Source organism: Micropruina sp. (assembly GCF_047602385.1).
Lineage (GTDB): Bacteria > Actinomycetota > Actinomycetes > Propionibacteriales > Propionibacteriaceae > Micropruina.
Window position 1 is genome coordinate 415,713 of sequence record NZ_JASGHL010000004.1, and the last position, 12,758, is coordinate 428,470.

The 12,758-nt window shown below is 62.0% G+C and carries 4 protein-coding genes; all 4 read right to left on the reverse strand.

Annotated features, from left to right (window positions below; all coding sequences use genetic code 11):
- Positions 1–12 precede the first annotated feature (12 nt).
- The 4 genes from QM711_RS15040 to QM711_RS15055 are packed head-to-tail and all read right to left on the reverse strand — an operon-like array spanning position 13 to position 12,746.
- Entirely contained in the window at positions 13–882 is an 870-nt protein-coding gene (locus QM711_RS15040) for a hypothetical protein (RefSeq protein WP_415100734.1), read from the reverse strand.
- Positions 879–4,757 (reverse strand): Eco57I restriction-modification methylase domain-containing protein, encoded by a 3,879-nt coding sequence (locus QM711_RS15045; RefSeq protein ID WP_415100736.1) that lies wholly within the window; start codon positions 4,755–4,757, stop codon positions 879–881. Before QM711_RS15045 ends, QM711_RS15040 begins: the two co-directional genes overlap by 4 nt.
- Positions 4,750–7,572, reverse strand: coding sequence for a helicase-related protein (locus QM711_RS15050; RefSeq protein ID WP_415100738.1), 2,823 nt, complete (start codon positions 7,570–7,572; stop codon positions 4,750–4,752). The genes QM711_RS15045 and QM711_RS15050 overlap by 8 nt, the downstream gene beginning before the upstream one ends.
- Positions 7,569–12,746: a DEAD/DEAH box helicase gene (locus QM711_RS15055; protein WP_415100740.1), complete on the reverse strand. Its 5,178-nt coding sequence runs from the start codon at positions 12,744–12,746 to the stop codon at positions 7,569–7,571. Before QM711_RS15055 ends, QM711_RS15050 begins: the two co-directional genes overlap by 4 nt.
- Positions 12,747–12,758: the final 12 nt, after the last annotated feature.

Here is a 12,758-nt window from a genome sequence, read left to right on the forward strand (position 1 = left end):
TTAATCCTTAACTCAACGGGTCTCGCGCCACTCTGTGGTGGGCGCGACAGACGACTCGCGGTCGAACGGCGACGCGTAGGTCTCTCCCGAATCGATAGCGGTCTGCATGGCGTCATAGACCTGCAAGATCAAATCCTTGGTTCGAAACGTACCAAACGCCGCCTCATCCTTGCGTTTCACGATAGGGAATGTATCCAGAATATAGTCCACATCAATTCGTGACAGCGTGAAAAGATGGAACATCGCAGCATCGATCTCCGCGGAGAGTAACTGCCTCGAATCAAGATTCCAGGCAGCGACGCCCCCACCCACCACTACGACCAGAGCCTGCATGTCAACCGCGGTCAGCACTAGGGGAAGAACTCGTTCAATCATCCAATGATCGAGTGACATGTCTGCCCATGGCGCCCTTCGCTTAAAGACATCGGGAGCAAGAAAGGGAAACTGCTCGACATAGAAGAAGTTTAGGTTCAGGCCAGCCAGCTTCTGCCGGACGACATAGTCTAGCGCAAACGAATTCATCTGGGCAGCGAGGAGAATTGCAGCCTCCTCGTCCTCACAGTTCATAAGGAACACAGAGTCACCGGCGGCCACATTCGGCAGGATCGATGAGATCAGAGTCCGCGCATTCGTTGGACTGGAGATCCTGAGGAACCCTAGACGGCACGCAAGAGCATTCTCCGGGATCACATCCTCGTGAACCCAACTTGCTGGGTAGGCGAGCCGATTCGGATCGGCGAGCGCAGCGTCGGGGAGATAGGATGGCTGATTCTGCCGTTTTACAGCCGTTACACTCTTGACGACGTCTGCCGCGCGATGGTTGAAGGCACCCACCATCTTTGCTTCATAGAGCGGCAGCATCCGCTCCACCTGCTGGGTCATCGAGTATCTCCCCACGGAGCGCGGTACTGCCGGCCAGATTGCTGCGCGGTGCTCATAGCATCATAGGCAGTCAAAATTAGCTCCTTCGTGCGGAAATTGCCGTGCACGGCCCTATCCTTGCGCTTCGCGATCGGAAAGGTCTCCAATATATAATCGACCTCGTCCCGATCAAGCCCGAAGAGGTGACAGGTGGCTGCATCCAATTCAGCACGGACATGCGCTCGTTCCAACTCATCGGCGATCCAAGCGTTGAGGCGATCAACTCGGACGCTGAGCCAGCTCCGGAACGGTCGATCGAAAGGCATCCCCATCGACTCGAAGGTGTCGGGACTCGGCATGGGAAGTTGCATGAACGTGAAGTACTTCATCGCAGTCCCACCAATCTTCTGGCGTGCCGCATAGTCAAGAACAAAGGATGACCAGACTGCTTGAAGCTCAGCCCGACCCGCTGCAGGCAGCGCCAGCAACCACTTGTCGCCGTAGCCGGCACGCGGAACTGATGTGCTGATCACCGTGCGAGCGTCTGTAGCACGGCAGACGTCCCGCCAGCCCAGGAGCCAACCACGATCCCATCTTCCCGCCAGCTTCTCGTCAACCTCCTTCTCAACCACCCAGTAACGGGGCAACGGAGCAAGCCTCCGACACTTCTCGTCCTCGGTCATGAGTCTCGTGGAGCCGTCGGGCTCGTAGGTAGCCCAGCGCGTGTCGTACAAATGCAGCATTTTCGCCTCATAGAGCGGAAGCATCAGCGATACCCCCCCCCCGTCGATAGGTCGCTCAAAGACGTTTCCGTTGAGCGTCCAGCCATCTTCTTCGAGCTCTTCCCGCGTATGGAAGAGGTGCGAGTCATTGGACATATCAAACATGCGCATGAAGCTAATGCCCCACGGGTTACCGTCGATTGGGTCGCTTTCATTGATGAGCACGGGCACTCGGCGATAGATGCCCAGCGTGATTTCTGCGTCGCGACGCGTGCGAAAGATCGGACAGGTGCCGGTGTTGGGGTTCAGGAGTTTAATCTCCTCTGGAGTCAGCTCGAAGCGAGCATTCTCTTTGAGAAGATCCGAAGGCTCACGGGCGAAGAAGGCAAACTTGGCTCGACTCTCACGCAGAGCCCCTCCAGCCAGCGTCAGCAGACAGAATTTGAAGCGGCTGTCCACTCCGTCGAACAAGGGCTTCCGGTTCTCGAAGTCATATAGGCTCGCAAGGCTTCCCCGGTGAACCAGGTCCTTGAAGAAGTACTGGGTGGTGGCGTCCGTGGCAATACCTGTTGGGAGGATCATCCCCATGCGACCATTAGGCACGACCAAGTTCCGACCGGCTTCGGCAAACACCGAGTACGTATTGATGTCTCCCCGCCCGGTCAGCGGGTACCGACCCGAGACTCGCAGGAGCTGCGATTCGCCGCTCGCACGCCGCAGAGCTGCGAGGTAGTTCTCGTAGAGCGTCGGATTCGTCTCTTCAAGCTTGGCGATCAGGCGCTTGCGCGATGCTGCGTTAGGGGCAGCAGCAACCTGTGGGTCTCTGACGGCGAAGAACTCCTGCTCCTGCAATTTCACCCGCTCCCAGGGCGGGTTGCCCAGCACCACGTCGAAGCCACCAGACCAGCCCGAACCCCCCTCACTGGGACTGGGTGCAAAGAGATGCGGGTATTCCAAGTGCCAGTGGAAGAACCGGTAGTCGGCTGCGATCTCGACGATGGTCCGCATAGTTGCATCCGACAGAAGATCGCCACGCTCCAGTGCGCGCAGGCCGGACTCGGTGACGGCGTCCGGGCCACCCGGTGTCTTGGGCCAGACAAACGCCGCACACCAGGCATCCGCCACCAGCCTCTGTTGCTGCAGAGCCGGGTCTTGTTCCAGTGTCTCAAGACGTCTGCGACGCGCCTGGATCTCGGCTAGGGACGAGGCACTCCCCGATCGCAACAGGCTGCCCAGAGGCCCAGCAACCGCGCCGGCTCCCTCGTCGGCCTCGGCTCCGAAAAGGTCATCCTGACCGGAGCGCTCACTCTTGTTTTGCTTCTTCAGCACCGCTGTGAGCTTTTTGTCATCACCCTCGATGGCCGCGAAGGCTGTGTCTGGCACACCGTCCAGGACGAGCGAGGGAGTGGCCCCGATGAGCGCGTTGCCTACCTTGATCTGCCCCTCAAGGAGGGCCAGCGGACGGCCAGGATCGAGTGTCTCCAACCACAGCGATACCTTGGCAAGCTCGACGGCGAGCGGGTTGATATCGACGCCATAGATGCAGCGGCCCACAACGTCACTCAGAGCCTCACGCACCCACTCTGGGGGTGGTTCAGGGTCTCCGGTGCGGATCGAGGCCACGCGCCTGGCGATGCGCCGGGCCGCGGCGACAAGAAAGTGCCCTGATCCGCAGGCCGGGTCGCAGACGGTGAGCGAGAGGAATGCCTGCTCGGGATCGGCTTCTCGCTCGGCCCGATCGAGTACTGGGTCAAGCGCCGAATCGAGCAGGCAATCGATAAGGGAGGTCGGCGTGTAATAGGAACCGGTGGACTTGCGGTCGTTGCCAGCGGCGGACAGCAGATCGTAGCTGCGCGCACCACCGTCCCAGGAGGGGACGAACTCCAGCAGCGCCTCGTAGATCGAGCCCAGCTCTTCAGCGCCGAGGTTGCGGTAGTCAACGGCGCGCCGCATCTTCGATCCGGGCTCGGTCACCAGGCTCAGGTGCCGAACCGCCTTCAGGAGCGCTCGGTTACTCAGTTCGGAGTTTCGGAACAAGTCCCACGAGGTCTGCTCAAACAGTCCGCCGATACCTACGAGGCCGAGCTCGGGGCGTCCCTCGGCATCACCAAGGCCGTCCCAGATGATGTTAAGTGCGCGCCATTGGTCAGGGTGGCGACCGCCAGCCCGGCGCTGCGCGATCCGACGTAGCCGCTTGGTCGAGAAGTACTGGTCGTACCGGTTGCGTGCCTCCATCGTCGCCGTCGGGTCAAGGAGCAGGCCGCGGTCTTCGGCGACGAACGTGAAGAGGAGCCGATAGACGATACGCAGCAGGCCGTGATTCACGTCCTCTTCTCGGAGAGTCCCGTCGGCCAGCCCCTGGCGCAAGTCCGCGTTGGCGGGGTGTCCGAGGAGGTCTGTGCCGAGCAGCTTGATCGCCTCGATCACTCCGTCTCGCAGCAGGTTGAGTGCTCGGGATCCTTCCTCCATCGAACTGGTGCGCCAGGTCTCCAGCCAGCAGGAGGCTGCACCCTTCTCGGGGTCGCGCACCTCGAATCGGGACTGATGGCAGAGCATGTACAGCAGAAGGAAATCGGCGAACAGATCCCCATCGAAGATCGCTTCGAGGTCGAATTCGACGTAAGCCGATCCAACAAGCGACGTGGAGTCGCGCAGCAGCCGGAGTGTTAGTCCGTTGGACAGAATCGCCCAGAGGTGTCGATCGGATCGGTTCAGCAATTCCTGCACCATCGACTGCGGCGATGAGGTCGCCGCGCCCGAAACTCCGGTCGACCGTCGATCGAGTTCGATGCGATGGCCTAGAAGGTGCATCGGGATGTGCTCCCAGGTGTGGGACACGGGGAAGGACTTTCCCTCGGCGACCAGACCGCCTGCCTCGGTGGCGGGCACACGACCGTAGTCGAGTTCCCGCAGCAGGAGCAGCAGCCACCGTTCACGGGTCGCCGTCGTGCCGCGGTCACTCTCGGGCAGCTTCTCCGCCACGTGACGATAGCCGGCCCACACACCGGTGAGGTAAGCCCACGCCCGGTTGGCTGCCTCCCGGACGGATTCGCCAGTGGCCAGGTGATAGTCGGAGGACTTCTGGCCGTCGAGGAGGCCCGCGGAGAGCCGCGACAACAGTTCCGTCGGAAACAGGCCGCCCTGAATACGGACACCAACGAACGATTCAGCCATGTGTGGGTCCCTTGGGTACCGGGACGAAAACGTAGACGCCCAGCACGTCTGCCGGCGACTCCACGCGGACGCGGAGGCCGCGCACCGCTGCTCCGGAGGCGGCACGCACCCGGCGATGCGCTGCCCGGAGGCTGTCGGCGAGATCTTCACCGTGAGCGTCCAGATGGGATTGCAGCGTGGGCACCTGCGCTAGAACCGCATGGGCCTGCTGTGCGGGATTACCAACGTTGCCGGTCGGGCGCGCTGTCAGCAGCGCGGCGACCCTGTCGCGCGCCAGCCACGTCCGATCCTCTCCCAGGCCAGTGAAGGCAAGCGTGGCGACATCCTCTGCAACGGCCCTCCGCTCGCCAACTCTCGTCGGCAGGGTGAGGTGGAACCGGTATCGAACCAATAGCAGCACCGTCCTCGTTTCTACGTCGCCCGTACGGACGACGGCGCATCGGCGAGCAGGGCGCGCGGTCTCCGGAAGCCTCGGGTCGAGCGCGGCTTCGAGGACGTAGGTCGCAAGAGCTTCGACGGCCGGGTCGGTCCGGTGTAGCACGTTCTCACCGCACCCGACTGGGTAGTCCTCAAGCAGGACCAGAGTGCTGTTGGCTCGCACCGGAAGTGCGTCCCGCAGCCCGTTCGGCACATGCGTGACATCAGCAGTGAACCCGCGCTCGTGGGGGCGCACAGTTGCCCTCAGCGCTGTGAGCGCCGCGCGGGCGAAGGCCCGCACGTCGGCGTGCGTGCCGAGATTGGCGCGGATCTCCTCGACTTCGGCGGCCACCTCCTCAGGATGGATGGCGCGCTGCGCGAACTTGGTGCGCGACAGCCTTTCGTGCTCGGCTGCCGACCGCCATTCCTTGTCGAGGTTGACGGCCTTCTGCTCGTAGTCGAAGTCCAGTGTGTCCTGGGCGTGATCGGCGCCGCGAAGAATCAGGCCCTCCATCAGAGCCTCCAGTACTGCGTCACTGTTATTGGGTACGGGGACCGAAACCCCCGTTGCCTTGCGGATCGCTTCGTGCTTACGCAGAAGGACATCGAGCACGATGCCATCGATCTGGTTGTCCTTGCCATAGAGCGTGACTGTCCGCACCTCGTCGTATCTCTGTCCGAACCGGTCAACCCGCCCCTCGCGCTGCTCGTGGCGCGTTGGATTCCAGGCGAGGTCGTAATGCACAACGGCCTGAAAGCGATCCTGGAGGTTGACACCCTCTGATAGGCAGTCCGTGGCAACCAATACCGGCTGGCCTGCTTCATCGGCAAGGGCTGCGATTCGCGCCACACGCTCGCTTGGCGGCAGCGTGCCGGTGACACAGGCGACCGAGGTGCCTCTGCCCAGCGCGCGGGTGAGGTGCTCAGCGACGTACTCGGCAGTGTCGATGAACCGGCAGAATACGAGTGGTGCATACCCGTCGGCCAGAAGGGTCTTCACCTGGGCGGTCAGCGCCTTGAGCTTACGGTCCTGCGCGCCTTCCAGCTGTTCCACCCGCTTCTGAAAGTCACGCAGACGTCGGCGTTGCGCACTTCCCGACTGCTCGCTCGCGTCCGCACCAGGCGTACTGTCGACCGACTCGAGCGTCTCATCATCAGCGAGGTCGAGCACAGTGGAGCGTCCCAACGCATCGGCCTCCGCACTGTCGGCACCCAAGAGGGCTGCCGAGCGCGTCGCGAGCGTCTGGGCGGCAGCACGAGGCGAGGACGCAAGTGCCCGCAGCAGCGCGAGCACTGACCACCAACTAACCCGCACCTCCCGAGCACCCCGCGCGCTGCGTACGGTCTCCCGCGCGTAGGCGAGAACATCACTTGAGAGGTCACGGTAGGCCGGGGACATCTCGTAGGCGACTTCTCTGGACAGCCGGTCTTTTGGGAAGGGCGTTTGCTCGTCGAGGTACTGCCGAATGTCGGCCCGACGCCGCTGCACGAAGTGGCGTGCGAGCAGTTCACGGCCGCGGGGTTGTTCGAGATCAACTGTCTGCAGGTCGGGGTGTAGCAACCCAATGAGGTTGCGGAAAGTCTCGTCCTTGCCGCTGTGGGGTGTGGCAGTAACAAGGATGACGTGGCGGGAAGCGTCCGCGGCTAGGGCCTGGACCAGATCGTATCGTTGCGTCCGAGCGCGACCGCCAGCGCCACCGTCGGCCACACATGTGTGCGCCTCGTCGACGATCACCAAGTCGAGGCATGTGCGCAGGAACTCATTGCGACGCCGATCAGACTTGATGAAGTCGGTGGAAACCACCGTCACTGGGAATCTCTCGAAGATCGACTCTCCGGCGAGGCACTGGCGCTCCAGACGCCGGATGGTGCTGGCGAGCACCAACTCGGCCTCCAGCTGGAACTTTGTCCGTAGCTCATCGACCCACTGCTCAGCGAGCGCCGGACTACAGAGCACCGTAAGGCCTTTTGCATCGCCAGCCGCAAGGAGTTCGCTCGCCACCAGACCCGCCTCGACGGTTTTTCCGATGCCAACGTCGTCGGCGATCAGCAACCGGACAACGTCCTGGCGTAGCGCCATCAACAGAGGGACCAACTGGTAGGCACGGGGTTCGACGGCGATGCCCGCAAGGGACCGGAACGGCCCGGCGCTGGAACGGAAGCCGATCTGAAGCGCGCTACGCAGAAGCCTGGCGCTTGCATCATCGCCGAGATCGTCCGCGGCCGGTGGTGGGAACGAGGCGGGCGTTACCGACTCGATCGCAGGCAACACTCCAGCGATGTCATCGTCAGAACCGCCCAACGGTCGCAGCACGAGGAAGTCGTCCGAGCTGTCGGGAAGTACAACCCACTCACGCCCACGCGCCGCCACCAGACTTCCAACAGCGAACGCCGTCACAGGTCCCGCCCCTTCCCGAACACCGCTCTGTGCTCGCGTATGGTCTCGAGCCAGTCCTCGCCCGCACGGAAGCGGACGAAGCCATAGCCGGCTTCAAGCAACCTATCTTCTACCGCTCGGTCTTCGCTGGTCTTGTCTGAGCGTTCGTGGATCGGGCCATCGATGAAGACAGCGAAACCTCTATCTTGGTAGAAGAAGTCCGGGCAACATTGTGCGTCACCAAGGAACGGTTGCGCTGCGTCCGGCAATTTATACTCGCCACTCACGACTGTCTGCAGCCAATTGCGCTCAAGCTCGGTATCACATTGCGCGAGAAGCGCGTCGACATGGGAATTGCGGGACAGGCCGGATGACGACGTCTGGGTGCGACTGCCCGCCATGTGGACCAAGAGATCCCTGACTCTCATCCTATCGATGACGCCATGCTCAAACTGATTCCCATAGGACAGCAGGCAGTCATAGCAGGCGCGTTCACACCGCTCACGCTCAGTGGTGGTGCGGCTCATATCCTCGCCCGTTCGGGGGTCGAAATGCATAATCTCGAGTGCCATCCGTGCGGCGATCGCAAGGGCGTCAGGTTCGGCCTGAATGCGTCGGAGGATGCCCGCCCCGCCCTCAGCAGACTCCGTGAAGAGCATCCGACCGCGATGCTGATCGTCCGGAAGGGGTGTGCTGACCAACTCAGAATCCTCGAGCTGGAACGCCGCCTCAATTCCACGCTCGAGCGCGTACTGCAGGGTTGTGGCATCTTCGTCTGCCAGCTGAGTCTCCAGTCGCACAACCAAAATGTTGCGACGATCCTCGACATAAGGGATCACACGCAGTGCGCCCGGGACATCATCGGAGACCGCATCCGGATCGTCTGCGACGAGGTCCCTACCGCCGCGTTCAGAGAGCCATTGACCCTTAACTGGGTCGAGGTAGAAGCCGACCTCGTTGATATCGCGGCGACGGCGACGTCCGCGGTTGGTGACGCGGACCAGCGCCGTGTCCCCGTATGCCAGTTCCGCGATCGGTCCCAAGCCATCACTCACGTGGGCGACCAGTTTGCCCGCCCGGGCACCGTGCTCGCTGAACCGGTAGGAAGTCTCCAGTTCGAAGCCTGCACGGCGTCGCTCTTCCTCATCGCTAGAGATCCGTTCGCGCCGGCGCGTGTAGACCGTGGTCAACTGCATGAGCCCATAGGTGACAGCCCCAAGTTCCTCCCCGCAGTTCTCGCAGACGTCGAGGCCTGGTTGCCGGGTGTGATGGTAACCACATGAGGTGCAGCGCCGCGCTTCGGACGTGTCGACAACGGCTGTTTGACCACTCGATGAAAGCGGCACCTGGACACGGTTTACCTCGTACCGAGCACCTTCGTGGTAAATCAGTGACCCGGGCCCAAATTCCGAGATGGCCAGGAATCGTGGACGCTGAAGGTAGTCGCCTCCATCACGTGATGTCGTCCCGCCACGGACGGCAGGAATGTATGCAGCGAGCGGAAGCCGCGGGAAACTGTAGCCAGGAAGGAACCCCTCTGAGGCAAAGTAGCGGTAGGTGTAGAAATCGGAGTGACCAGTCTGGTCATCTTCATTGCGAAGCAAGCGCAGCTGATTCTCCGCCTCTCGGCGTCGAATCGACGCCGCCGTTCTGGCTGCAGGCGAGAGGTTACTCTCAAGCACGATGCGGTTCTGAGTCTCCTGATCCTCTAGCGCCGCCCAGTACAAGCGACGCCATCGCTCGCAGGCCTCGTCGATGCAGCGCGGCGCTTGATGCACGACGTCTGTGACCCAGTCTTCGTGCCACCAAGCCGTCTGGCGCAGTTCAGCCAGCATTGGAGCGATGACGGCTTTGCCATGCTCGATCGCGCGGCGCTTGGCGTCAGGATCGGCAAACGCAACTGTTCGCTCGGGCCGCATAACAAGTGACGGGTGCTGGCCCTCCGCGTCCAGGATCTGCGTCATGCGGGAGTCGAGGCTCTCTCCTGTCTCGGCAAGCCAGATGGCGTGGATATGGCTTCGCAGGAGCGCCTCATTGGTCAAGTCGAGACGCGGCGGCGCGACCGACCCCGCAACCATCTCGCGCGAGCGTCGGAAGTAGTACTGATCATGCGAGTTGCCGGTCGCACAGTAGGTGAGCACAAGCGCCGGCTGACCCGAACGGCCGGCTCGTCCGCTGCGCTGCGCATAGTTGGCAGGGGTTGGGGGCACGTTGCGGAGACCGACCGCGTTCAGGCTGGCGATGTCAACGCCGAGTTCCATGGTCGGCGAGCAATAGAGCAGGGGCAGTGAGCCCTTCCGGAAGGCGCGCTCGCGAACTTCGCGTTCGGCTGGGTCGACCTGCGCGGTATGTTCGCGAGCGGATAGGCCGCGCAGTTCCTGCGCGATGCGCTGATACATCGTCTGGAAGAAGGTGTTCACCCGACCGCCAGTGTCGGCGTCGTGGGTCTTCCGGATGGGGTCGGCAGCAGCGGTCTTGCCATCACCCCTTCTCCAGAAGATCGCCGAGGCACGCAGTCGATAGCCCGTGCGGCCGTAGTTGCCAGGTACCTCGGTGAGGAGTCCGGCGCGCTTCAACACCGCAAGGATCGCCTGGATTATGCTCTGCGAATCGTCAGTATTGATCGAACCGGCGTAACCGGGAAACTGGCCGGGACGCATGAAGTAGCGACCGAGCGCTGATCGTCCTGTCATATGCAGGTCACTCCGACCCTTGCCAGGCTGGCTGGCGAACGGGTAGACGGTTCCCGGCATGGTGTACAACTCGTTGGCCGGGATCGCCCACACACCGACGAGCTCCTGCGAGGACTGCTTCTTGATCCGGTCAAATCCGACTTCGGTCAGACAGTCGACGTCAACCGCGAGCACCTTGCGAAACTCGTCGAGAACGATCCGGCAGAACTCTTCCCGTTGCCCATCGCGGGCATCGCGCAGTGGTTCAGGAGCAGTCGCCCACAGACTCTGGTCGGCCGCAATCTCAGGGAGGGCCAGATAGTCGACGCGCAGGAGCCCTGTCTGCTCAAGGTTGGGCATGGTGATACGCCAGCCGCGCTGCAAATCGAGATATAGCCGGTACTCGACAAGATCACGCAATGCGCGCTCGGTGCGAGCCCGTGCAGCGTAGACCGCATCAGGAGAGGCGGCATAGTCATCAAAGGCGAGGCCCAATGCGTTGACTACCTCCTGCCCGACGGACTCGTGCGTGAGACCGTTGGGTTGGTCGCCCATTGCTCGCCAGAGCGCACCGCGCAATTGGGCGATCTGTACGAAGTCATTCAGATGGCCGGCCTGAAGGCTCGCGTCCTGTCGATTGTCGACAAAAGTGAGGAGCTTTCGTGCTTCGGCGTCCAACTCGGACTCCGGGACTTCACGCAGCGCTCGGAGAACGCTCGAACTGAGGACGGAGATCGCAGAGCTTCGACCCTCAGCGTCCAAGGCTACGAGCTTGGAGAAGTCACGACCGCGTGTCTGCTCGTAACTAACCTGACAAGAGAGGCAGAAAGTGAACGGGCCCGGAACAAACGCCGCTGCGATGCCGAATGCGCCGTCGACTACGTGGCCGCTGGTATCAACACGAACCCTCTGTGGTAGATAGCGAATTCGATTGGGCAGGGGATCGTTGTTAGGACCTATCCAGGAATCAGGGAGTCGCCCCTCGGCAACCGGATCAGTTGGCCATTCAAACTGAGTCGAAATGTAGAGGTATCCATCGACCGCATCGTCGGCGCTGATATCACGCGAACTGCGCGGCAAGAAGGCAATCTCCCCGGACCGCTCCTGCCTACGCACCACTGCATACTCCTGACCACACTCACGGCAGAAGGCGAGCGGGAAAAGCAATTTGTCAGGGGCATCAGGGACCGCGACCTGATAGTGCGAGGTGATCTTGCGCGCAGCCTCCGGCTCCAAGGAGACATAGAGGGTGTCTCCCTTGGAGAGGAACTGGTGAAGCCTGAATGCGAACAGCGGCCTCCCCGTCCGTGGATGCTTCGCGTTCGCCCCCGTGAGGAGCGCAACCCTGATCGCGTGTTCGCAGTCCTGCACAGGGACGTCCGTGAGCACTGAAAGGCGCGGTGCGGCATCCTCCCGCAACCTACGGGGCACCTGGCGCACCATCTGACCGGTCTCCGCATCCTCGGTCAGACCGAACGTACTCTCGATCCACGAGGGCAACGGGGATTCCGCGAGTTCAACATATTCGGTGGGTACTTTGCCGCTCCGAACCATGGCAGCAAGACCAGCGATGTCGTTTCCAGCCCCAGCGGAGGTAGCCCGCGTGAGAGTCTCCCCAATCACACGGTCCGACGTGACTTCTGAGCCAAAGATGCGCGTGGCGACCCCAGCAACCACACGCTTCTGATCGGCCAGAGAGCCACCGGAAGCCATCGTCGCCGATGTGCCGATGCATTGGAGATCGGGAGATGAGCAGGCCTCCCTCACACGTCGCACGAGCATCGCGACGTCGGCTCCCTGACGACCGCGATATGTGTGAAGCTCGTCCAGGACCAAGAACTGCAGACCCTTCGCTGCCTTCACCAGGCGACGGCGTTCCTCGGGTCTCGTGAGAACGAGTTCGAGCATCACATAGTTGGTCAGCAAGATGTCCGGGGGATTGGCAAGGATCTTCGTCCGATCTTCGATAGTCTCTTGGCCGGTGTAACGGGCGAAGGTGACCGGTTCATGCCCGTTGCCGTAGCCGTAGCGAAGGAACTTCTCCAGCTCGCCTCTCTGCGAGTTCGCTAGCGCATTCATCGGATAGACAATGATCGCCTTTACTCCCGGCGTGCGTGGCTGGCTGAGAACGTGGTTGACGATCGGGACGATGTACGCAAGCGACTTGCCGGAGCCTGTCCCGGTGGTCAAAACATAGCTCTTGCCGGACCGTGCAACCTCGATCGCTTCCCTCTGATGGCGATGGAGGTCGAGGAGCGGTCCACTCCCTTCGTCGGCGTGCCGCTTGACGCGGAAGACTCGCTCGCACTCGGGGTGAAGCAAGCCATGGCCGACCAGCTCATCGATCCGACCTCCTCCCTCGAAGGCAGGGTTGAGCGAGAGCCACGGCTCGGGCCACTGTCGATCTCGGTCCAACTCCGACTGGTAGTACTCCTTGAGTCGCGGATCCTTGATGTCGATGGAGGCCGTGGTGAACGACCGATAGTCATCGATGACCTGGTCACGGACTGCAAATACGTCCATCTGCCTCTCCTG

Coding starts and splice junctions, on each gene's coding strand:
- QM711_RS15040 (WP_415100734.1), bottom strand. CDS start 882: ATGACCCAGCAGGTGGAGCGGATGCTGCCGCTCTATGAAGCAAAGATG.
- QM711_RS15045 (WP_415100736.1), bottom strand. CDS start 4,757: ATGGCTGAATCGTTCGTTGGTGTCCGTATTCAGGGCGGCCTGTTTCCG.
- QM711_RS15055 (WP_415100740.1), bottom strand. CDS start 12,746: ATGGACGTATTTGCAGTCCGTGACCAGGTCATCGATGACTATCGGTCG.